21 protein-coding genes are annotated in these 22,322 nt (G+C 71.3%); 9 read left to right on the forward strand and 12 right to left on the reverse strand.

Annotation, left to right across the window (positions count from 1 at the left end):
- Positions 1–130: 130 nt before the first annotated feature.
- Positions 131–547 (forward strand): hypothetical protein, encoded by a 417-nt coding sequence (locus RKD23_RS24865; RefSeq protein WP_424855683.1) that lies wholly within the window; start codon positions 131–133, stop codon positions 545–547.
- A 57-nt stretch (positions 548–604) separates the two neighbouring features.
- On the opposite strand, the gene RKD23_RS24870 is transcribed toward RKD23_RS24865, so the two are convergent.
- On the reverse strand, positions 605–3,898 hold the full coding sequence (locus RKD23_RS24870) for a S8 family serine peptidase (RefSeq protein WP_424855684.1): 3,294 nt from the start codon (positions 3,896–3,898) through the stop codon (positions 605–607).
- Between the two features lie 321 nt (positions 3,899–4,219).
- Here RKD23_RS24870 and RKD23_RS24875 point away from each other — a divergent pair, with 321 nt between their 5' ends.
- Genes RKD23_RS24875 through RKD23_RS24885 form a run of 3 tightly spaced genes read left to right on the forward strand, consistent with a single transcriptional unit; the run spans position 4,220 to position 5,931 of the window.
- Positions 4,220–5,011: a hypothetical protein gene (locus RKD23_RS24875; protein ID WP_424855685.1), complete on the forward strand. Its 792-nt coding sequence runs from the start codon at positions 4,220–4,222 to the stop codon at positions 5,009–5,011.
- Positions 5,012–5,029: 18 nt separating this feature from the next.
- On the forward strand, positions 5,030–5,554 hold the full coding sequence (locus tag RKD23_RS24880) for a hypothetical protein (RefSeq protein WP_424855686.1): 525 nt from the start codon (positions 5,030–5,032) through the stop codon (positions 5,552–5,554).
- The gene (locus RKD23_RS24885; protein ID WP_424855687.1) at positions 5,551–5,931 is read left to right on the forward strand and encodes a hypothetical protein; all 381 of its coding nucleotides are present in this window, start codon (positions 5,551–5,553) and stop codon (positions 5,929–5,931) included. Before RKD23_RS24880 ends, RKD23_RS24885 begins: the two co-directional genes overlap by 4 nt.
- A gap of 66 nt (positions 5,932–5,997) precedes the next feature.
- On the opposite strand, the gene RKD23_RS24890 is transcribed toward RKD23_RS24885, so the two are convergent.
- On the reverse strand, positions 5,998–6,537 hold the full coding sequence (locus RKD23_RS24890) for a CGNR zinc finger domain-containing protein (RefSeq protein WP_424855688.1): 540 nt from the start codon (positions 6,535–6,537) through the stop codon (positions 5,998–6,000).
- A 152-nt stretch (positions 6,538–6,689) separates the two neighbouring features.
- Between RKD23_RS24890 and RKD23_RS24895 the strand changes: the two genes are divergently transcribed.
- The 4 genes from RKD23_RS24895 to RKD23_RS24910 all read left to right on the forward strand — a co-directional run bounded on the left by RKD23_RS24895 (position 6,690) and on the right by RKD23_RS24910 (position 9,825).
- Complete coding sequence (locus RKD23_RS24895; protein ID WP_424855689.1) at positions 6,690–7,142, forward strand: VOC family protein; 453 nt, start codon at positions 6,690–6,692, stop codon at positions 7,140–7,142.
- Positions 7,143–7,179: 37 nt separating this feature from the next.
- Positions 7,180–8,067 carry a pyridoxamine 5'-phosphate oxidase family protein gene (locus RKD23_RS24900; RefSeq protein ID WP_424855690.1) on the forward strand — a complete coding sequence of 296 codons (888 nt, stop codon included), beginning with the start codon at positions 7,180–7,182 and terminating at the stop codon, positions 8,065–8,067.
- Between the two features lie 9 nt (positions 8,068–8,076).
- Positions 8,077–8,535 (forward strand): NUDIX hydrolase, encoded by a 459-nt coding sequence (locus RKD23_RS24905; protein ID WP_424855691.1) that lies wholly within the window; start codon positions 8,077–8,079, stop codon positions 8,533–8,535.
- 120 nt (positions 8,536–8,655) lie between these two features.
- Complete coding sequence (locus RKD23_RS24910) at positions 8,656–9,825, forward strand: serine hydrolase domain-containing protein (protein ID WP_424855692.1); 1,170 nt, start codon at positions 8,656–8,658, stop codon at positions 9,823–9,825.
- 72 nt (positions 9,826–9,897) lie between these two features.
- Here the strand turns inward: RKD23_RS24910 and RKD23_RS24915 are convergent, their stop codons facing one another.
- Complete coding sequence (locus tag RKD23_RS24915; RefSeq protein WP_424855693.1) at positions 9,898–10,941, reverse strand: hypothetical protein; 1,044 nt, start codon at positions 10,939–10,941, stop codon at positions 9,898–9,900.
- A gap of 396 nt (positions 10,942–11,337) precedes the next feature.
- Positions 11,338–13,926 carry an aminopeptidase N gene (gene pepN, locus RKD23_RS24920; protein ID WP_424855694.1) on the reverse strand — a complete coding sequence of 863 codons (2,589 nt, stop codon included), beginning with the start codon at positions 13,924–13,926 and terminating at the stop codon, positions 11,338–11,340.
- A 147-nt stretch (positions 13,927–14,073) separates the two neighbouring features.
- Here pepN and RKD23_RS24925 point away from each other — a divergent pair, with 147 nt between their 5' ends.
- Complete coding sequence (locus RKD23_RS24925) at positions 14,074–14,718, forward strand: DsbA family protein (protein WP_404035597.1); 645 nt, start codon at positions 14,074–14,076, stop codon at positions 14,716–14,718.
- A 19-nt stretch (positions 14,719–14,737) separates the two neighbouring features.
- Here the strand turns inward: RKD23_RS24925 and RKD23_RS24930 are convergent, their stop codons facing one another.
- From RKD23_RS24930 to RKD23_RS24965, 8 genes are all read right to left on the reverse strand, one after another.
- The gene (locus RKD23_RS24930) at positions 14,738–14,968 is read right to left on the reverse strand and encodes a hypothetical protein (RefSeq protein ID WP_424855695.1); all 231 of its coding nucleotides are present in this window, start codon (positions 14,966–14,968) and stop codon (positions 14,738–14,740) included.
- 186 nt (positions 14,969–15,154) lie between these two features.
- Positions 15,155–15,796, reverse strand: coding sequence for a superoxide dismutase (locus RKD23_RS24935; protein ID WP_404035593.1), 642 nt, complete (start codon positions 15,794–15,796; stop codon positions 15,155–15,157).
- Positions 15,797–15,901: 105 nt separating this feature from the next.
- Entirely contained in the window at positions 15,902–17,287 is a 1,386-nt protein-coding gene (locus RKD23_RS24940) for an amino acid permease (protein WP_424855696.1), read from the reverse strand.
- 128 nt (positions 17,288–17,415) lie between these two features.
- Positions 17,416–18,312 carry a TauD/TfdA dioxygenase family protein gene (locus RKD23_RS24945; RefSeq protein WP_424855697.1) on the reverse strand — a complete coding sequence of 299 codons (897 nt, stop codon included), beginning with the start codon at positions 18,310–18,312 and terminating at the stop codon, positions 17,416–17,418.
- 13 nt (positions 18,313–18,325) lie between these two features.
- Entirely contained in the window at positions 18,326–19,660 is a 1,335-nt protein-coding gene (locus RKD23_RS24950; RefSeq protein ID WP_424855698.1) for an LLM class flavin-dependent oxidoreductase, read from the reverse strand.
- Positions 19,657–20,382: an ABC transporter ATP-binding protein gene (locus RKD23_RS24955; RefSeq protein ID WP_404035582.1), complete on the reverse strand. Its 726-nt coding sequence runs from the start codon at positions 20,380–20,382 to the stop codon at positions 19,657–19,659. The genes RKD23_RS24950 and RKD23_RS24955 overlap by 4 nt, the downstream gene beginning before the upstream one ends.
- A complete protein-coding gene (locus RKD23_RS24960) occupies positions 20,358–21,212 on the reverse strand; it encodes an ABC transporter permease (RefSeq protein WP_424855699.1) in 855 nt (284 codons plus the stop codon). The genes RKD23_RS24955 and RKD23_RS24960 overlap by 25 nt, the downstream gene beginning before the upstream one ends.
- On the reverse strand, positions 21,209–22,276 hold the full coding sequence (locus RKD23_RS24965) for an ABC transporter substrate-binding protein (protein ID WP_424855700.1): 1,068 nt from the start codon (positions 22,274–22,276) through the stop codon (positions 21,209–21,211). Before RKD23_RS24965 ends, RKD23_RS24960 begins: the two co-directional genes overlap by 4 nt.
- Positions 22,277–22,322: the final 46 nt, after the last annotated feature.

Consider the following 22,322-nt stretch of genomic DNA (forward strand, 5'->3'; position numbering starts at 1 on the left):
GCCCGAGCCCCGGCCCGAGCCCGAAGCCGAGCCCGAGCCCGAAGCCGAGCCGGAGTCCGAAGCCGAGCCGGAGCTCCCGCCTGCTCCGCGCAGGCGGCGTCGGACGGGGATCTACCTCCTCGCCGCGTCCGTGGCGGTCGCGCTGCTGGGTACCGGGGCGGCGTATCTCGTGGCGCACAACGGCAGTGTGGGCGGAGGCTCCGAGGCGCTGCTCACCGACGAGGGGGTCGTCGCCTGCTCCCGTCAGATCGCCGAGGGCACGGTCGCGGAGGTCGAACCGCTGGGTGCGGGCGAGCGGTTCAGGATCGTCCTCGACGTGGAGCGGTCGTACAAGCCGCGGCCGGGCGAGCCGCGGCTGGTGTTCACCGACCGGGGGCCCGGCGTGCCGGAGTACTACAGGCCCGGGACGCGCATGCTGGTCCTCGTCTCCGGCATCGAGGGCGAGCCGCCGCTGACCTACCCGGCGGGCGACCTCGACCAGGGGCGGCGGATGGTGGAGCGGGCCCTGCCGGGCGCGGCGGACCTCGGCTGCACCGGCGCCGGCTGACGAGAAAGGGCGGGCGCCCGTACGGACGCCCGCCCCTCTCCTGCCGTACACGCGGTGTTACGGCGTGACCTTCTCGATCCTCACCTGGCCGAGGCCCGCGACCGTGCCGCGCGCGTTGACCAGGGAGACCTGGCCGAAGAACGCGCGACCCTCGGGGGCCGGGGCGGCGGCGGTGACGGTGCCCGTGACGGTCGCCGAGGCGCCCGTGCCGAGCTTGACCGGGGTCGTGTCGTCCACCGAGACCGAGCCGAGCGCGGCGGAGTAGAACACGTCCAGGTAGTCGTACGCGGTGGAGCCGGCCGGGACCGCGTAGCCGTCGACCTCGATGCGGTAGGTGCCGGCCGCCGGGTTCTTGATGGAGACGGCCTCCTCCGAGTCGCCGTCGGCGGAGCTGGCGACCTTGGTGCCGGCCGCGTCGTACACGGCCAGGTCCAGGTCGGCGGCCGCGTCGGAGACATTGCCGATGGCGACGTCCAGGGACGTGGCGCCCGCGGGCACCTCGACCGTGGTGGTCTGCAGCTCACCCTGCTTGATCGTCGGGCGGGTGCTCTTCGACGAGCCCAGCGGGCCGCCGACCAGCTTGCCGTCGATCGCGGCGAGGTTGTTCGTCACCTTCCAGGAGGCGGCGACCGGCGTGCCGACCTTGGCCTCGGGCAGGACGACGGTCTCCGGGTCGAAGGCCGCGCCGAGGGCGGAGACGTCCAGCGTGAAGGGGTTGTCCAGCAGCGGCGACGTACGGCGCGACTCGACCTCGATCTCCCAGACGCCCGGCTGCGGGTCGGCGTAGGAGCGGACGTCGGGGCGGCAGCCGTTGCCGTTGTTGTAGTTGTTGTAGCAGTTGGGGGTGCCGGTCGGGTCGGACGGGACACCGTAGGGGTGGATGGCGATGAAGCGGGTCTGGCTCTTGTCGGCCAGGCCGCCGATCGCGACCTCCAGCGACTTCGCGCCCTCGGGCACGGTCATGAAGTACGACTTGTGGGCGTTGCGCTGCACGGAGGAGGACGCCGAGTAGGTGTACTTCAGCGGCGCGGACACCACGACCGTGGACAGGATCTGCTTGTCGATGCCCTCGGTGCGCGGGTCGTCGAGCTCCAGGATCGCGCTCTTCAGACCGGCGGAGCGGGGCGCGGCCTCGACCTTGACGGTGACCGGCTTGTTCAGCGGCAGGCTGATCTCGTCGGAGCCGACGATGCGGAAGGTCCGCCCGGCGTTGTTCTCGAAGTGCAGCTCGTGCCGGATCGCACGGTCGGCGCCCGTCGTACGGGTCACGGTGATCTCGTACGTCTTCTTCTGACCGGCCTTCAGGCCGCCCTCACGGTCGTACAGGCCCGTGCCGAAGCCCGGGGTCTTCAGGAACTGGTCGATCGCGGTGTCGACCGGCGCCTTGACCGAGTACTCGTGGGCGTCGGCGTCGTCCAGGATCGCGTCCCAGGCGTCGCCGATGTTGATCAGGCCCGCCCCCTCGGCGTACGCCTGCACGCCGGGGATGTGGTCCGCGGTCGAGGTCAGCGCGGTGCGCAGGGTGGCCGGGGTCAGCTCGATGCCCTTGCGCTTGGCGGCGGACAGCAGCAGCGCGGAGGCGCCGGCGGCCTGCGGGGAGGCCATCGAGGTGCCCTGGAGCATGGAGTAGCCGGGCGGCAGCTCGTAGCCCGCCTCGGGCACCGGGCCGCCGGGCAACCAGGTCTGCGTGGTGTTGATCGAGGCGCCCGGGGCGACCAGGGTCGGCGTGAAGCCGCCGTCCTCACGCGGGCCGCGCGAGGAGAAGGGCAGCATCGCGTACTCGGTCTCCACGGCCGAGCCGTAGTTGGCGGCCCAGGTCTCCTTGGAGACGGACGCGCCGACCGAGATGACCTTGTCGGCGAGACCGGGGTCGCCGATGGTGTTGGCGCCGGGGCCGGAGTTGCCCGCGGAGATCACCAGCTGGACGCCGTAGGTGTCGATCAGGCGGGTGTACAGCTCGGCGCGCGCGTTGTTGCCGTCGTTCAGCGCCGGCAGACCGCCGATGGACATGTTGACGATGTCGACGCCGCGCTGGGTGACGAGGTCGATCATGCCCTCGGTGAGCGCGACGTTGGTGCAGCCGCCGCTCCAGGTGCAGGCGCGCGAGGAGACGATCTTGGCGCCGGGGGCGGCGCCGTTCATCTTCCCGCCGAACAGGCCGTTGGCGGAGGTGATGCCGGCGACGTGGGTGCCGTGCTCGGACTCGATGACACCGATGTTGACGTAGTCGGCCTTGGCGCCGGAGGCGTTGTAGACGACGTCCTTGCGGATCTCGACGACGAACGGGATGCGCTCGGCGATGGGGGTCGCCGGGTCGTCGGTGCCGAAGTACGAGACCTGGAAGCCGTCCTTGTACGGCTTCATCGCCGTCTCGTCGGTGAAGTCCAGGTCGTCGTCGAGGTCGACGCGCACGGTGCCCGCGGCCGCGTCGTACAGCACGCCCCAGACGTCGGTCTTGTCCCCGTCGCGGTTGAGGTCGCCCGCCATGTCACCGCCGGTGGTGGCGGACTCGGAGAAGTAGTTGAACCGGTAGGCGCCCTCGGGGGCCTTGAAGCTCTCCGTGCCCAGCGCGGCCGTGGTGATCGAGAAGGACGGGCCCGCGACCGAGGTGGTCATCCGGCGCCAGGTGAGGTCGCCGTCGCCCACCGGGTCGGTGGACGTGACCCAGTCGACGATCTTGCGCTCGCCGGTCGTGGTCTTCTGCAGCGCCGGGTGGCCGAGGTCCACGCCGGAGTCGAGGATGCCGATGGTGACGCCCCGGCCGTCCGCCTTGGGGTGGTCCTCGACGAAGTCGACCGCGCCCGTCTCGAAGGACGGGTTGTACGGGTTCTCGGCGGGGGTGTTGCGGCCCGGCGCGGGGTACGACCCGGCGGCCGTGCCCGCGCTCTGCTTCGAGCCCGACGGAGCCGGGTCGTCCAGCGCGATCTCCTGGCGCAGGTCGATGCCGTGCACGGAGGAGAGCTTGGCGGCGGCGGAGATCGCCGCCTCGGCCTTGTCGGTGGGGACGGTGGCCCGGACGTAGCCGAGCTTGTCGAAGGTACGGCCGACCAGGCCGCCCTCGACCGCGTCCAGCTGCTCGGCGACCTGCTCGGTCTGGCCGGGCGCGGTCGCGACCATCATGGTGACGGTCTTGTCGCCGTCGGCCTTGGCCTCGGCGAGCAGATCGGCGTCGTCGGAGCCCAGCTTGGCCTGGGCGGACTTCACACCGGGGTCGGCCGCGGCCGGGCCGCCCTCGTCGGCGAAGGCCAGAGGGACGGGCGCGCACAGAGCGGCCACCAGACCCGCGGCGACAGCGATGCGCGCGGTGCGTCTGGTGGCCGGTATGGATTCGCGCTGGGGGTGGTTGGTCATCGGCATCCCTTGCACGTAAAGGAACGAGGAGTCCGGATTGCGCACCCGGACGACCGCTCAGCCTTACGCAAGAGACAGCCCCTTGGGGAGAGTTGACCGAACCGAAATGGATGTGTGGGGAAAACCCGCTATGCACCTTGCGGGGGTTGGTCCCCGTAACGTCGTTTTGCGCCCGGGCGTGTCGGCCGCGTGCGTGTGCGTCGAGGCACCCCCGCACGCATCTATCTTGCCGTGCACGCGTCAATACCCGTACGCTGCGCCGTCAGTTGATCTTGATGTGTCGGGTGGGTCGGAGGGTTGGCGCAGATGCCGGAATTGCGCGTGCGCACATGGAGAATATGGGCCGCGGCACTGGTGACGGTGGCCGTGGCGGGCGGGGTGGCGGGCACGGTGGCCATGCAGTCGCCCACGGCCGCCGAGGCCAGAAGCCTGGACAAGGAGCCGGAGGTCGTCGCCCACGCAGTGGAGTCCGTGGTGTTCGACAGCGTCGGGCAGATGGCCGTGACCTCGACCGCCGTGGTGCGGGCGAAGGTGACCGCGGCCAAGCCGGGCCGTATCGTCGGCGCCGAGGAGACCGCGGAGCCCGGCGAGGAGAGCGCGGCAACCCAGGCCCGTGATGTCACGCTCCAGGTCACCGAGGCCTATTCGCGAAACAACTGGTACAAGTTCCCCAACCCCATCACCGTCGAGGAATGGGGCTGGGACGCGAGCGGCGACGGTTACCAGGTCAACAATTACTCCTGGAGCGAGATCGGCAAGGAATACCTGTACTTCCTCACGCCGACGAGCGACCCGCTGCGCTGGAACGTGATTTCCACCGAAGGCCGCGCCGCGATCGACGAGTGGGGCTACTTCCACTCCTCCGCCGAGCCCGGCTCCGACATGGCGGTCAGCATCGAGAACTACGACATCTACTCGCTGCCGTTCTACCTCCGGTCGATCTACGACACGAAGAACCCGCCCGAGGACATGCCGACCCCGGCCGACATGCCGGACGCCCCGCCCAGCGGCTACGAGAGCGGCGGCATCGCGACGCCGACCGCCGAGCCCACCGACCTCGGCACCAACGACGGTTCCGAGCCCACGCCGTACCCGTCCCCGACCGCGAGCTGACGCACCATGGGAGAGAAGATGCCACGTCTGACACGCGCGCCCTGGCTGGCCGTCGCGGGAGTGCTGCTGGCCTCCCTGTCCTCGCCGGCCCACGCCAGCCACGACGACGACGGGTTCGACCCGGACAACCGCAGCCAGGCCGTCAAGGGCTTCAACCTGACCGTGAAGGGTCAGGGGGCCATGGAGTGGGGCAAGCAGCAGCTCGAACGCAGTGTCATCAGCACCTCCTGGGGCGGCGGTGACCTGGAGGTCCACGACTACAAGACCACCGGCGTGGACTGGGCGGCGCAGACCCGCTGCAAGGACTGGAACGCGCTGTGGACGTCCTGCGACGTCTTCACCATCCAGTTCAACACCGCGATGTACCACAGCGACTGGGAGTGGCTCGTCATGGGCTGCCACGAGTTCGGCCACACCGGCGACCTCGGTCACCGCTCGAAGAGCAACGACACGGACAACAACTCCTGCATGCGCAGCTCGGTCGACACCGCCTACTACAAGTTCGACAGCCACGACCTGAACGCGATCCAGGCGGGCACGTGAACCGGCGCACCGGACTGCGGGTGGGCGTCGCCGCGGTCGTCGCCGTCCTCGGGGTGGGCTTCCTGGGCTACCAGTGGGCGACGGCGGACGAGTTCGCCGACGCCCACGCCCAGCGGTCCTTCTGCGAGGCGGCGAGCCCGCTGGACCTCTCGAGCGGGCACGAGCTGACGCTGCACGAGAAGGAGCACATCCTCGAGGACGCGCGCGCGTTCGCCCCGGACGGCGTCCGCGGCGACTTCGACACGCTGCTCGACTGGTACGAGCACTTCCACCCCGAGGACGAGGAGGACGCCCGCGAGGCGAGCTTCGCCGTGGGGGAGTTCATCGAGCGCAGCTGCGAGGACATCAACATCGGCGGGATCCGGGCCAAGGACTGACCCGGCAGGTGAAGGACCGGACAGGGCGGGCCCCACGCAGGGGGTCCGCCCTTTCGCATGCCCGGATCAGTCCTCGTCGCGAGCCTTCGCGTAGTGGCGGGACGCCTTCGCGCGGTTGCCGCACACCGCCATCCGGCACCAGCGGCGGGTGCCGTTGCGCGAGGTGTCGAAGAAGTGCAGGACGCAGTTCTCGTGGGCACAGGCGCGGATGCGGTCCGGGGCGGTGGTGAGCAGCTCCAGGTAGTTGCGGGCGGCGAGCCAGGCCGGCCCCCAGGCGGGGTCGGCGAACTCGGGCTGCTCGCCGGGCCCGTCCGCGGTGAGCACGGGCCGGATGCGCCCGTGCGCGAGCACCTCGTCCACGGCGTCCGCGCCCTCGGCGAGCGAGCCGTCCACCGCCGCCCGCAGCGCGTCCCGGGCGCGCAGCGTGTGCCGCAGGGTCTCCTCGTCGGCGGCGAACCGGCCGTCGAGCCCGTTCGCGCCGAGCCACACGGCGAGCCCTTCGGGGCCGGTCAGCAGGTCCTGGAGGACCCCCTCGCGCATCCAGTTGGTGTTCAGCAGATCCAGAGCGAGCGGCTCGCCGGTCAGGGGGCGGGGGTCGGCGGTCATCTCGGGGGCTCCCTTCGCGCTAACCGGTCAAGAGTACGTGACCGGTTGCACTTCTCGATTCTAACCACTAACGTCATGAACACCGGTTAGTCGCTCTGTCATCCCGGCCGGGTGGCACCGGAACCTCACACGTCAGCCGAAGGGGAACAGCCATGACCGCCACCACCCTGCGCACCGGCCACATCGGCCTGAACGTCACCGACCTGGACCGCTCGCTCGCCTTCTACCGGGACGTCCTGGGCTTCACCGTCCTCGGCGAGGGCAAGGAGGAGAGCCGCCGCTTCGCCTTCCTCGGCGACGGCGAGAAGCTGCTGGTCACCCTCTGGCAGCAGGCCGACGAGCCCTTCGACGGCGGTCGCGCCGGACTGCACCACCTCGCCTTCGAGGCGGAGTCCATCGACCGGGTCCGGGAGTACGAGACGGCCCTGAAGGAGTACGGCGTCGCGTTCGCCTACGAGGGTGTGGTCGCCCACCGCGAGGGCTCCGCCTCGGGCGGCATCTTCTTCCACGACCCGGACGGCACCCGCCTGGAGATCTCCGTGCCGACCGGCGCCGAGGAGGCGCCCGCGCCGGTCGAGTCCGCCCCGACCTGCGGCTTCTTCTGAACCCCGACACAAAGACACACAGCCACGGGGAGGAACCATGACCGTCTACCACGCGGGTTCGCGCACCCTCCAGGACCGCCTGGGGGTGCGCGCCCTCGCCGACCACGTCGGCCGCTCCATCGGCCCCGGCATCAAGCCGGTCGCCGCGGCCTTCCTGGAGCTCCAGCCGCTGCTGATCGCCGGCGCCGCCGACCCGGCGACCGGCGCGGTGTGGGCCTCCCCGCTGACCGGCCCGCCGGGCTTCGTCCGGGCCACCGGCCCGCACTCCGTCTCCGTGGCGGGCGGGCCGGGCCCGGCCGACCCCCTGGCGACGGCCCTCGCCACCCCCGGCACCCCGGTCGGCACCCTCGCCCTCGACCCGCGCACCCGCCGCCGCATGCGCCTGAACGGCCTGGCCCGCCCGTCCGCGCGAGGCCTGGCGATCGACGCCGACCGGGTCTTCGCCAACTGCCCCAAGTACCTGCAGAAGCGAGAGTCGTACGAGCTGCTGCCCGACCGCACCCCGGGCCCGGCCCGTCACGGCACCGAACTGACGGCGGCGCAGCAGGCGTTCGTGGCCAGGGCCGACACCTTCTTCCTGGCCAGCGTGTACGAGGGCGGCGCCGACGCCAGCCACCGCGGCGGCAACCCCGGCTTCGTCGAGGTCGTCTCCCCGCGCGAACTGGCCTGGCGGGACTACCCGGGCAACTCCATGTTCCTCAGCCTCGGCAACCTCACCGCCGACCCCCGCGCCGGCCTGCTCTTCCTGGACTGGACGGACGGCACCGCGCTCCAGCTCACCGGTGAGGCCCGCACCGACATCGCCGACGACGGCGAACGCACGGTCCGCTTCACGCCGAAGGAGGTGATCCAGACACCCGCGGCCGTGCCGCTGCGCTGGTCCGCGCCCGCATACTCACCTGCCAATCCGGCCGAGGCGCGTTAACTTCCCTGGATGCGCAGGAAATTGAGGGTGGCGGCCTACGCCGTGTGCGTGACCGACGGACAACTCCTGCTCGCCCGCTCCGCGGACGACGACGGTGTCCCCGAGTGGGTGCTGCCCGGCGGCGGCATGGAGCACGGCGAGGACCCGTACGACACCGTCCGCCGGGAGGTGACCGAGGAGACCGGCTACCGCATCGAGGTCACCGGCCTCCTCGGCATCCACTCCAACCGTTTCGCCCGGCCCCGCCGCGGCCTGCGCCGCGCGGTCGACCACCACGGCGTACGCCTCCTGTACGAGGGCCGCGTCACCGGCGGCGAACTGCGCCCCGAGATCGGCGGCTCCACCGATCTCGCCGCCTGGCACGACCTCGACGCACTGCCCGGTCTGCGTCATGTTGCCCTCGTCGACATCGCCCTGAGACTGTGGCGCGAACGGCCCGCCGGGGGCCGGGCGTCGAAGAAGGGCTGAAATACGATCAACCAGGACGACGCGGGGCAACCTTCCTGGCGCGCCCCGGGTTATTCCCCCCGACCGAACAGGCATCACCCGGCCTGCCCCGTGCAGGCAGGTGAGAAGGGGGAGACCGACATGACGGCACGAGTACGGCGGACCCGCGTGGCCCTGGTCGCGGCGACGGCCGCCGCCCTGTCCGCGGCCCTGGCGGGCCCGGCCCTGTCCGCACCCGCGGTGCAGCAACAGGTCGTCCAGCAGCACCGGGCGACGTACGACGCGATGCGGGCCGCGGTGCGCGACGGCGTCCCCGGCGTCACCGCCACCGCCCGGGACACCCACGGCACCTGGCGGGCGACCGCCGGCGTCGGCGACCTGCGCACCGGCGCGCCGCGCACCCCGGCGGACCGCTACCGCGTCGGCAGCATCACCAAGACCTTCGTCGCCACCGTCCTGCTCCAACTGGAGGCCGAGGGCCGCCTGTCGCTCGACGACTCCGTCGACAAGTGGCTGCCCGGCCTGGTGCGCGGCCACGGCCACGACGGCACGAAGATCACCGTGCGGCAGCTCCTCAACCACACCAGCGGCGTCCACGACTACACCTCGGACAGCGACTTCGTCCGCAGCTACTTCCTCAAGGACGGCTTCTTCCGGCACCGCTACGACAGCCTGCCGCCGGCCGGCCTCGTCGCCATCGCCATGAAGCACCGGCCCGACTTCGCGCCCGGCACCGACTGGAGCTACTCCAACACCAACTACGTGCTGGCCGGCATGGTGATCGAGCAGGTGACCGGCCGCCCGTACGGCACCGAGATCCGCGACCGGATCATCGAGCCCCTGCACCTGAGGGCCACCTCCGTCCCCGGCACCCGGGTCACCGTCCCGCGGCCCAGCAGCCGCGCGTACGGCAAGCTGGCCGAGGAGCCGACCGGACCGACGTACGACGTCACCGAACTCAACCCGTCCCTCGCCTCCTCGGCCGGCGAGATGATCTCCGACTCCGCCGACCTCGGCCGCTTCTACCGGGCCCTCCTCGGCGGACGCCTGCTGCCCCCGGAGCAGCTGAAGGAGATGAAGACCACCGTCAAGGCCGGCGACATCCCCGGCGCCCGCTACGGCCTCGGCCTCATCGACCGCGAACTCGGCTGCGGCGTCCACGTCTGGGGCCACGGCGGCGGCATCCACGGCTCCACCTCCGAAGCGGTCACCACCCCCGACGCCCGCCACTCGCTCGCCTTCAACTTCAACGGCGACTGGTCGGGCGACAACGCGGCGGTGATCGAGGCGGAGTTCTGCGGGGACAGCTGAACACGAGGAGGGGCCGCCCGGTGTGACCCGGCGGCCCCTCCTCTCCCCTCCTGATGCGATCCCGGCAGGCGTCTACCGGGGCAGCACCACGACATACGCGGCCGGGTCGCGGTCGCCCGAGGCCATCAGGGCCGTACGGACGACCGTGGCCTGCTGGTCCATCGCGTCGCGCAGCTTGCGCGGCGTGATGTGGACGACGGTGATGCCGAGCCGCTCCAGGTGCTCGCGCTTGCGGGCGTACTCCGACCACAGGGCGTCGTCGTCCTGACGGGGAGCGCGCGTGTCCAGCTCCACCGCCACCGCCTGCTCCGGCCAGTAGGCGTCCACCCCGCCCAGATGCGGCCCGCCCGGCAGGCGCAGATCGACGTTCCACACCGGGTCGGGCAGGCCGTGCTCGCGCACCATCCGGTACAGCCGGTCCTCCGCGATGGCCCGGCCCTCCGCCAGCAGCGAGTCCACCGCGTCCACCACGTGCGGGAGCGCGAGCAGCCTGGCCCGGTTCAGCTCGCGCACCACCGACGCCGCCTCGCAGTGCCCGGCGCGCACCGCCTCCGTCAGCAGCCGCCGCACCACGCCCGCGTCCGACAGCTGAGCCACCGCGTCGGCCAGCGCCCGCGGCACCGGCGCCACCGGCAGGCCGGTGACCTGCCGCGGGGTGGGCATGTCCGGGGTGCGCACGATGGTCACGCAGCCCGTCGAACGCAGCCGGCGCAGCCGCGGCACGAGCACGTCGATCCGCTCCAGCGACAGCAGCGGCGGCGACGCGGAGAACCCGTGCAGGGTCAGCGCCGCCAGGCCGGTGATCATCGCCTCGGTGTAGCCGGGACGGTGCGGCTCGTCCGCGCCGGGCTGCACCGGCACCCCGGTCGACGACGGGGTCTCGCGCGCCGCGTACAGCAGCACCGCGTGCAGCCGCTCCTCGCTGGTGGGCGGGCCGGGGTGGAGCAGGAACACGCCCGGGAGGATCTGCTGCCACGGGCCACCCGGGCGGCACTGCTCGCTCACCTCCGCGGCCGTGACGCCGTGGGAGCGCAGCTGTGCGGCGGTCAGCACCCGCCGGTGCAGCTCGGAGACGTGGCGGAGGGGGCGGGGGGAGAGCGGGGTGTTGTGGTTCATGACCCGGGGATTCCCACCCCCGCGCCGCCCCCTAACCGCTGTTACAGACCCGTCGACAAACCTGGACAACCCCGCACTAAAGTACGCGTGTTCGGATGCCGAGAGGCGATACGCCATTCAGGCAACGCACCGACCACCCGCCCCGCCCCGCCCCGCCCCGCTCCGGCCCGCACCGCCCTGCCCCGCCCCGCTCGGCTCCGCTCCGCACCGCTCGGCTCCGCTCCGCACCGCTCGGCTCCGCCCTGCTGTGGGCGGTCGCCCCCACCGCTGTGGGCAGTCCCCCCCCCCACCGCTGTGGGCAGTCCCCGCCACCGCTGTGGGCAGTCGTTCCGCAGGGCGGAACGGGTGGGCACAGCCGACAGCGCCGACCCACCCGTCGACAGGCCCCAGGGGCAGTCAGCCCGCGACCCCCGCGTCACAAGCCTGCCCCCGCAACGCCCGCGCCAGGTCATCCCGGGCCTCCAGCACCAGCCGCCGCAGCGCCGGAGCCGCGTCCTCGTGGGCGGCCAGCCACGCGTCCGTCGCCGCCAGCGTCTGCGGCGAGTCCTGGAGCGACGGGAACAGCCCCCGCACCACATCCATGCCGATCTGGATCGACCGCTCGGCCCACACCCGCTCGATCACCGCGAAGTACTTCTCCACGTACGGCGCCGTCAGCTCCCGCTGCGACGGCTGGGCGAACCCCGCGATCGTCGCCTCCACCAGCGCGTTGGACAGCTCGTCCGACTCCACGACCTGCGCCCACGCCTGCGCCTTGACCGCCGCCTGCGGACGCGAGGCCAGACAGCGCACCTGGTGCCGCTTGCCCGAGGCCGTGTCGTCCCGCGCGAGTTCCGCCGCCAGCTCCTTCTCGCCGACCACCTCGTGCACGGCCAGCGACTCCAGGAACGCCCACCGCAGCTCCTGGTCGACGTCCAGCCCCGGCAGCGTCAGGGTGCCGTCCAGCAGCGAGGTCAGCAGCTCGAACGCGGCCGGCACATCCGCGACCCGCGCGAAGAACCGCGCCCACGCCAGCTGGTGCTCGCTGCCCGCCTCGGCGCCGTACAGCTGCACGGACGCGCCCTGGCACAGCTTCCGCCCGGTCTCCTCGCGCTGCTCGGGCGCCGTGTAGTGCACCGCCGCCGACTCCGCCCACGCGTGCAGCATCTGCAGCACACCGATGTCGGTCTCCTGGCCCGCGAACTTCAGCACCAGGTCGATGAACTCCCGGGCCGGCAGCAGCGCGTCCCGCGTCATGTTCCACAGCGCCGACCAGCACTGCGCACGCGCCAGCGGGTCCGGCATCCAGCCGAGGCTGCGCCGCAGCGCGGCCAGCGAGGTCTCGTCGAAGCGCGTCTTGCAGTACGTCAGGTCGTCGTCGTTGACCAGCACCAGATCCGGCGCCTCGGCACCCGCCAGCTCCGCCACGACCGTCCGCGGCCCGTCGACGTCCGCCTCGGCACGCGCGTACCGCTCCAGCGACGGAAGCCCGTCCTTCTCGATACGCCGGTACAGGCCGATCGCGACCCGGTGCGGACGCAGCTCGGGGTGCGACTCGGGGGCCTCCTGGAGCACGGCCAGCTCGTCGATCCGGCCCTCCGCCGTCAGCAGCACCTGCGGCGTCAGCGAGTTGACCCCGGCGGTCTGCAGCCAGGCCCGCGCCCACGCGCCCATGTCCCGCCCGCTGGTCTCCTCCAGCACCGACAGCAGGTCGCCCAGGCGCGTGTTGCCGTACGCGTGCCGCTTGAAGTAGCGCCGCGCGCCCTCCAGGAACGCGTCCTGACCGACGTACGCCACCAGCTGCTTGAGCACCGAGGCGCCCTTGGCGTACGTGATGCCGTCGAAGTTGAGCTTGGCGTCCTGAAGGTCACGGATGTCGGCCGTGATGGGGTGCGTGGAGGGCAGCTGGTCGGCGCGGTAGGCCCAGGCCTTGCGGCGGTTGGCGAACGTGATCCAGGCGTTCTCGAAGCGGGTCGCGCCGACGTTCGCGAAGGTGCCCATGAAGTCCGCGAAGGACTCCTTCAGCCACAGGTCGTCCCACCACACCATGGTGACCAGGTCGCCGAACCACATGTGCGCCATCTCGTGCAGGACGACGTTCGCCCGCGCCTCGTACGACGCCTGCGTCACCTTGCCGCGGAAGATGTACTCCTCGCGGAAGGTCACCAGACCCGGGTTCTCCATCGCGCCCAGGTTGTACTCCGGCACGAACGCCTGGTCGTACTTCCCGAACGGGTACGGGTAGTCGAAGTGCTCGTGGAAGAAGTCCAGGCCCTGCTTGGTCACCAGGAACACGTCGTCCGCGTCGAAGTGCGGCGCGAGCCCCTTGCGGCACATCGCGCCGAGCGGGATCTGAAGCGTCGTACCGTCGTCGAGCGTCCGCGTGTACGAATCCGTCACATAGTGGTACGGACCCGCCACCACGCACGTGATGTACGTCGAGATCGGCTTGGTCTCCGCGAACCGCCAGACCCCGTCCGCCTGCCGGCCCACCCCGTTGCTCCACACCGTCCAGCCCTCGGGCGCGCGCACCTCGAAGCGGAAGGGGGCCTTGAGGTCGGGCTGCTCGAAGTTCGCGAACACCCGGCGGGAGTCGGCCGGCTCGTACTGCGTGTACAGATACACCTCGCCGTCCTCGGGGTCGACGAAGCGGTGCATGCCCTCGCCGGTGCGCGAGTAGGCGCACTGCGCGTCCACCACCAGCTCGTTGTCGGCGGCCAGGTCCTCCAGCAGGATCCGCGAGCCGTCGAACACCTCACCCGGGTCCAGATCACGGCCGTTGAGGGAGACCGCCGTCACACCCGGCGCGAGAAGATCCGCGAAGCTGCTCGCGCCCGGCTCGGCGCAGCGGAACCGGATGGTGGTCACGGACCGGAAGGTCCGCGGCCCGTCCCCGCTGTGCTCACCGATCGCCGAACGCAGGTCGAGCGACACGTCGTAGCCGTCGACGGACAGCAGTGCGGCCCGCTCCCGGGCCTCGTCGCGGGACAGATTCTCACCGGGCACGGGCGATTCTCCCTCAGGGCGTCTCGAATGCTGAACAGGGCCGATCCTGCCATGTGCACCTGACAAGGCACAGCAGGGAATGGGCGGGGCGAGCACGGACGTTCCCCTGTCGTTGACCGGTGAAGCAACCCCTTTTCGAGGAGAGACATGTCGGACAAGACCCCCGTCGACTTCTGGTTCGACCCGCTGTGCCCGTGGGCGTGGATGACCTCGCGCTGGGTGCTGGAGGTGGAGAAGGTCCGCGAGATCGAGGTCCGCTGGCATGTCATGAGCCTCGCCGTCCTCAACGAGAACCGGCTGGACGAACTGCCCGAGGAATACCGCGACATGCTCGCCACCAAGGCCTGGAAGCCGGTGCGCGTGGTCACCGCGGCCTGGCAGAAGCACGGCGACGCCGTCCTCGGCCCCCTCTACACCGCGCTCGGCACCCGCTTCCACAACAACGGCGAGGGCCCGACCCTGGAGGCCATCGCCGCCGCCCTGGCGGACGTGGGCCTGCCCGCGGACCTCATCGAGTACGCCGAGCAGAAGGACTTCGAGTTCGACGCCGAGCTGCGCGCCTCCCACAAGGAGGGCATCGAGAAGGTCGGCCAGGACGTCGGCACCCCGGTCATCGCCGTACCCGGCCCCGACGGCGAGCAGATCGCCTTCTTCGGCCCGGTCGTCACCCCGGCCCCCAAGGGCGAGGAGGCGGCCCGCCTGTGGGACGGCACCCTGGCGGTGGCCTCGGTGCCGGGCTTCTACGAGATCAAGAGGACCCGCACCAAGGGCCCGGACTTCAGCAACCTGTAAGGCGCTTCCGGGCGGCGGTTCAGAAGCCTTCGGGCAGGTTGCCGCCCATCTGCCAGTTGTCCTTGCGTTGGACGCGGCGGCAGCCCTTCGTGGTGCACCGGTGGTAGGCCTGGGGGCGGAACTTCTCGTCCCGCTCGCTGGGGTACTTGTTCACCACCGCCTTGGTGGCCGCCGCCTCCGCCTCGTTCAGGTCCCTGAACCGCCGCAGGGGTCCGCCGCAGGTCGGGTTGGGGCATCGGACGTCGGACATGGCTGCCTCCTCGGGCCCGGGACTGAGGAGGGTAGACCGCCCGGCGCGGTCGCGGTGAGCCCGGAACCGGCCGTGCCGGGGACCGGAAGGGGAAGCCCCCGTGAGTCACGTCCTCACGGGGGCTTCCTCTGTGCGCCTGCCGCGTGAAGGGTGAGAAGACGATCACGAGCAGGACATCTCGGACGCTCAGGGCGCCAGCAGCAGCACATCCGTGCGGGACTTGGCGGCCGCGTACCGCCGGGCCACGTCCTGCCAGTTGACGACCTGCCACATGGCCTCGACGAAGTCGACCTTCTGGTTGCGGTACTGGAGGTAGAAGGCGTGCTCCCAGGCGTCGAAGACCAGGATCGGCGTCGAGCCCTGGCCGACGTTGCCCTGGTGGTCGTAGACCTGCTCGACGATCAGCCGCCCGCTCAGCGGCTCGTACGCCAGCACGCCCCAGCCGGAGCCCTGGGTGGTCGCGGCGGCCTTGGACAGCTGGGCCTTGAACGCGGCGAAGGAGCCGAAGGACTCGGCGATGGCGTCGGCCAGTTCGCCCACGCCGTCCACGGCCAGCGGCTCGCCGCCGCCCTCGCCGGTCATGTTCTGCCAGTAGATCGAGTGCAGGATGTGGCCGGACAGATGAAAGGCCAGGCTCTTCTCCAGCCCGTTCAGCGCCGCCCACCGCTCCTTGTCCCGGGCCTCGGCGAGCTGCTCCAACGTGTCGTTGGCGCCCTTCACATAGGCCGCGTGGTGCTTGTCGTGGTGCAGCTCGATGATCTCCGGGCTGATCACGGGCGCGAGCGCGGAGTAGTCGTACGGCAGGTCAGGCAGCGTGTAGACGGGCATGAAGGTCCCCTCCGACCTCTTATTGCAAGCAGTTCGCAATAACAAGCTAGCAGCAAAAAGCCCCCGTGTGGATCACACGGGGGCTTTCGGGCCGAGGGGGTCGGGTCAGTCCCCGGCGCGCGCCTTCTGCCAGGCGTAGCCGGCGGCCGCCAGCGCCAGGGTCATGCCCCCGGTCGAGTACAGCTGGACGCGCGTGTCGGGCTCACGGGCCATCAGCACGAAGATGACCACCACGCCCGCCAGCGCGACCCAGGTCAGCACCGGGAACGCCCACATGCGCACGACCAGCTTCTCCGGCGCCTCGCGCTCCAGCCGGCGGCGCAGCTTCAGCTGGGAGGCGGCGATGAAGAACCAGACGACCAGGATCACGCCGCCGATCATGTTCAGCAGCCAGGAGAAGACGTCGTCGGGCCGCCAGTAGTTGAGGGCCACGCAGACGAACCCGAAGAAGCAGGACGCCAGCACCGCGATCCGGGGCACCCCGCCGGACACCTTCGCCAGCGCCTTCGGTCCCTGGCCGCGCTGGACCAGCGAGTAGGCGATGCGCGAGGAGCCGTAGATGTTGGCGTTCATCGCGGACAGCAGGGCGACCAGCACGACGACGTTCATCAGCTGGCCCGCGCCCGGGATGCCGAGAGTGTCGAGCGCGGCGACGTAGGGGCCGTGCTCGGCGATGGCCTTGGAGTCCCAGGGCACGAGCGTGACCACGACCGCCATCGAGCCGATGTAGAACAGGCCGATGCGCCACATCGCGGTGCGCACCGCGCTCGCCACGCCCTTGACCGGGTCGGCCGACTCGGCCGCGGCGATGGTGACCGTCTCCAGACCGCCGTACGCGAAGACGGACGCGAGCAGGCCGATGATCAGGCCCTCCCCGCCGCCGGGCAGGAAGTCGGTGAGGTTCGAGGCGCCGGGGGAGTCCGTGCCGGGCAGCACACCGAGCACGGCGAGCACGCCCAGCACGAGGAACAGGCTGATCGCGCCGACCTTCAGCGCGGCGAACCAGAACTCGAACTCGCCGAAGTTCTTCACCGCGGCCAGGTTCGCCCCGCAGAACACCACCATGAACAGCGCCACCCAGGCCCACTCGGGCGTCCCCGGCAGCCAGCCCGTGACGATCTGCGCGGCGCCGATGCCCTCCAGGCCGACCGCCGTGCACAGCAGCACCCAGAACGACCAGCCCGCGGTGAAGCCCGCCCATGGCCCGAAGGCGCGCTCGGCGTGCGCGGAGAAGGAACCGGAGGACGGATACGCGGCCGACATCTCGCCCAGCATCCGCATCACCAGCATGACCAGCAGGCCGGACAGCGTGTAGGCGAGGACGATCGAGGGACCCGCGGCGGCGATGCCCGCCTTGGAGCCGACGAACAGGCCGGCGCCGATCACGCCGCCGAGGGCGATCATCGACAGATGGCGCTGCTTCAGGCCGTGGGACAGCGTGGCCGGGGCGTCCGCCTGCGGCGGTGCCTCGGCGGGGGTGGTGCTGGGCATGGAGCGGATCGTCCAATACATGAGACAGCAGGCACGGGAAAAACGTCCACAGTCTGGGCGGCCTCCCCGCCCAGCGGGGGAGGCCGCCCACTATCCGGACGCGCCCTGCGCGGACGGTGCCGGTCCGGTTACTCGGCGGCGACGGTCGTGTAGTGCGCCGCGTCGCCCTCGATCGACCAGCTCTCCTTGCCGTCGATCCCCACCGGCACGTCCCCGGCGACCGTCACCCGGTGCAGCCGCCGCGGCAGGCCGTCGTAGTTGTCGACGGCGTAGTGCTGGGTGATCCTGTTGTCGAACAGCACCAGCTGGTCCGGCGACCAGCGGTGCCGCAGGATGTTCTCCGGCCGGACGACGTACGCCTGGAGCAGATCGAGGATCGTGCGGGACTCGGCCGCCGACAGGCCCACGATCCGCTGCGCGAAGCCGCCGATGAACAGGCCCCGCTCACCGGTGAGGGGGTGCACCCGCACCACGGGGTGTGCGGTGCGGTACGTGATCGACGTGAACTGGGCGCGCCGGGCGGCCTGCTCCTCGTCGATCTCCTCCGTGGGCACGGCGTAGTCGTAGTCGTTGGTGTGCTCGGCCCACAGCCCGTCGGCCAGCCGCCGCAGCGGCTCGGGCAGGTTGCGGTAGGCGGCGGCCGCGTTCGCGATCAGCGTCTCGCCGCCGTACGGCGGAATGGTCAGGCTGCGCAGGGTGCTCGCCTGGGGCGGGTTGAGGACGAAGGTGACGTCCGTGTGCCAGTGGTTGGCGGCGCGGCCGCCCTCGCTGTCGACGGGCAGCACGTTCGGCGCGCCCTCCACCGCCGGTACGGTCGGATGCGCGGTGGTCAGCTCGCCGAAGTGCCGGGCGAAGGCCTGCTGGCCCTCGTCGTCCAGACCGGTCGCGTCGAAGACCAGCGCCTTGTGGACGTTCAGGGCCTCCCGCAGCGCGGCGACGGTCTCCTCGTCCAGCGGTTTGCCGATGTCCACGCCGGTGACCTCGGCGCCGATCGTCGCGGTGACCTTGCGGATGTCGATGCTCATGGGGTGTGTCCTCTCAGACCAGGGTGGCGAGGGTGTGCTGGTTGGCGGGGCGGGGCAGGCCGTAGCGCTCGCGCAGGGTGCGGCGGGGGCCGTAGTCGGTGCGCAGCAGGCCGCGGGCACGCAAGCGCGGCACGACGTGGTCGACGAAGGCGTCCAGGCCGGAGGGCAGGACGGCGGGCATGATGTTGAACCCGTCGGCGGCGCCCCGGGTGAACCAGGTCTCGATGGTGTCGGCGATCTGCTCGGGGGTGCCCGCCAGGGTGAAGTGGCCGCGCCCGCCGCCGAGCCGGCCGATGAGCTGCCGTACGGTGAGCCGCTCGCGCCGGGCCAGCTCCACCACGAGCGTGTAGCGGCTGCGGGCGCCCTCGATCGCGGTGTCCGGCGGCAGGTCGGCGGGCAGCGGGCCGTCCAGGTCCAGGCTTCCCGCGGGCAGCTGGAGCAGCCGCTCCAGGTTGGCCACGCCGTGCGTGTGCACGATGTGGTCCTCCAGTTCCTGCTCCTTCTCATGCGCCTCGGCCTCGGTGGAGCCGAGCACCGGGACGATGCCGGGCAGCACCTTGACGTGGTCCGGGTCGCGGCCGGCCGCCGCCGTGCGGGCCTTGAGGTCGGCGTAGAAGGCCTGCGCGTCTGGAAGGGTCTGCTGCGCGGTGAACACCGCCTCCGCGTACCGGGCGGCGAAGTCCTTGCCGTCCTCCGAGGAACCGGCCTGCACGAGCAGGGGGTAGCCCTGCGGTGAGCGCGGCACATTGAGGGCGCCCTCGACACTGAAGTAGGTGCCCTGGTGACGCGGCGGATGGATGCGGGAGTCGTCGCCCCACACGCCGGCCGCCTTGTCGGCGACGATCGCGTCGTCCTCCCAGCTGTCCCACAGCTTCAGCGCCACATCGAGGAACTCGGCGGCCCGCGCGTACCGTTCGGCGTGCGCCGGCTCGGCGTCCAGGCCGAAGTTGCGGGCGGCCTCCGCGCCCGCGGTGGTGACGATGTTCCAGCCCGCCCGGCCGCCGCTGACGATGTCCAGCGAGGCGAACCTGCGAGCCAGGTTGTAGGGCGAGTTGTAGGACGTGGACGCCGTCGCGATCAGGCCGATGTGCTCGGTGGCCGTCGCCAGCGCGGTCAGCAGCGTCAGCGGCTCCAGCGCCCCGGCCGGCCGCTGGGCCACGCTGCCCCACAGATGCGGCCCGTCCGCGAGGAACAGCGAGTCGAAGGTGCCACGCTCGGCGATCCGCGCCAGGCGCACATAGTGGGCCAGGTCCACATGGGCGTACGGATCGCTCTCCGGCAGCCGCCAGGACGCCTCGTGGTGGCCGGTGTTCATCAGGAACGCGTTGAGGTGCAGCTGTCTGGTCATGCGTGGTCCTCCGTCACACCCAGGGCGGCCAGCAGCCGCTCCCGGTACTCGCCGAGCCGTGGATCGCGGTACGACCGCGGGTGCGGGCGGTCGATGGTCAGGTCGAGGCCGATGCGGCCGTGCTCCAGCACCAGGACGCGGTCGGCGAGCACGATCGCCTCGTCCACGTCATGGGTGACCAGCAGCACCGAGGGCCGGTGGCGCTCCCACAGCTCCCGCAGCAGGCCGTGCATCCGGATCCGGGTGAGCGCGTCGAGCGCCCCGAACGGCTCGTCGGCCAGCAGCAGTTCGGGCTCTCGCACCAGCGACCGGGCGAGCGCGGCCCGCTGCGCCTCACCCCCCGACAGCTCGTTCGGCCAGGCCCGCTCGCGCCCCTTCAGCCCGACCTCCGCCAGCGCCGCGCGGCCCTTGTCCACGCCGTCCGTCCCCAGCAGTACGTTGTCCAGCACGCGGCGCCAGGGCAGCAGCCGGGAGTCCTGGAACACCACCGAGATCCGCTCCGGCGCGGTCAGCTCCCCGCTGCCGGTCACCTCGTGGTCCAGGCCCGCCACGGCCCGCAGCAGCGTGGACTTGCCGGAGCCGCTGTGCCCGAGCAGGGCGGTGAACTGGCCGGGCGGGAGGTCCAGGTCGATGCCGTCGAGGACGGTGCGTCCGTCGAAGGACCGGGTCAGGCCGCGCAGCCGCACCGCGGGCCGGGTCAGTTGCTCAGTGTGCGGCGCCATGACAGCACCCTCCGTTCGATGAGACGGACCGTGCTGTCGGAGATCAGGCCGAAGACGCCGTAGACGACCAGGCCGACGAGGATGACGTCCGACTGGCCGTAGTTCTGGGCCTGGAACATCATGTAGCCGAGCCCGCTGGTGGCGTTGATCTGCTCCAGCACCACCAGGCCCAGCCAGGAGCCGGTCACGCCGAGCCGGAGTCCCACGAAGAACCCGGGCAGCGCGCCGGGGACGACGATCTGCCGGACGAAGGCCCACCGGGTAAGCCCCTGCACCTCGGCGAGTTCGACGAACCGGCTGTCGATGCCGGACAGCGCGGCATGCGTGTTGAGGTAGATCGGGATGTAGACGACGATCGCGATGATGGCGATCTTGAAGGTCTCGCCGATGCCCAGCCAGAGGATGAACAGCGGGATCAGACCGAGGGTGGGGATCGCCCGGTTGAGGTTCACCGTCCCGTCGATCAGCGCCTCCCCGACCCGGCTCAGCCCCGAGGCCAGCGCCAGGGCGACCCCGGTGAGCAGGCCGATCGCGAAGCCGGACGCGGCCCGTTGCAGCGAGGTCAGGATGTCGTCGGGCAGGGTGCCGTCGGTCCACAGCCGGGCGCCGGTCTCCACCACCGTCCAGGGCGCCGGGATCGCGTTCGCGTCCAGCCGGCCCGCGGCGGAGGCCGCGGCCCACAGCGCGAGGAACAGCAGCGGGCCGATCAGCCGGGTGGCGGGCAGCCGCCTGCCGGGGGAGAGACTGCGGCGTTTCCTCCGCGTCCTCGGCGGTGCCTCGGCGACGACGGGCGTGGCCGTCGAGGTCGTGGTCGTGGTCACGGCGCTCACCTCCGGTACTCCGCCGGTACGGACCGCGCCGCGATGCCCTCGAAGCGGTGGTCGAAGAGCGAGGCCACGTCGAACTCCTTCACGAAGCCGCCCTCCGCCAGCAGATCGGCGGTCTCCTGCTCCCAGCGGATCGCCTCGTCCCAACGCGGCGGGAAGTACGGCTTGTTGGCGAGCTCGCTGATGCCCTGCGCCTGCTGGAGCGTCAGGTTCTGCGTCTTGACGTAGAACTCCTCGTTCCAGACGTCCGGGTGCTCGTACGCCCACACCGTGCCCTTCGCCCAGTGCGGGATGTACGCGGCGACCGCGGCGGCCTTCGCCCGGTCGTTCAGCACGCTCGTCGGTGCCCACAGCAGGTTCAGCAGGTCGACCACGTCGGTGGTGATGACCCGGGCGCCCTTGGACTCGTACTGCGCGAGATAGGCGGGCGACTGGGTGTTGCCCAGCGGGGCGATGTCCACCTGGCCCGACTGCAGGGCGGTGAGGAACTGGTTGCTGGTCAGCGGGACCAGCTCCACCTCGTCGTAGGCGAGACCGGCCTGCTTCAGGGCCCGCAGCAGGACCACACCCTGCGCCTGGCCCTGCGAGAAGGCGAGCTTGCGGCCCTTGAAGTCGTCGACGGTGCGGATGTCGCTGCCGGGCTTGGTGGCGAAGACGTAGTTGGGCTTACGGGTGACGTTGATCGCGACGATCTTCGCGTCGAAGCCCTGGTAGTGCGCCTGGATCGGCGGGATGCCCGCGTTGTTGGCGAGGTCCAGGGAGTTGGCCCGGAAGGCGTTGATGACATCGGGACCAGCGGCGACGTTGACCCAGCTCGACACCTCGAACGGCAGCTTGCCGAGCCCGGCCAGCTTGAACTGCAGCTGCTGCTGGCCCTGGAAGGAAGCGACCTTCAGGCTCGTACCGGCCGGGACCTTGCTCGCGAGCGGGGCCGTCGAGGCGCCCTTCGCGGAGGTGGCGGCCCTGCTCTCGGCGCAGCCGCTGAGCCCGGCGACACCGGCGGCGGCACCGAGCAGGGAGGTGAGGAAGAGACGGCGGTCGACGCCGGCGAGGGGTGGAGAGGACATGGCGGGACTCCCTGACGCACAGAGCGATAAAGGCAGGAGGAATGAC

It is taken from the genome of Streptomyces sp. SAI-170 (assembly GCF_049739565.1).
Lineage (GTDB): Bacteria > Actinomycetota > Actinomycetes > Streptomycetales > Streptomycetaceae > Streptomyces.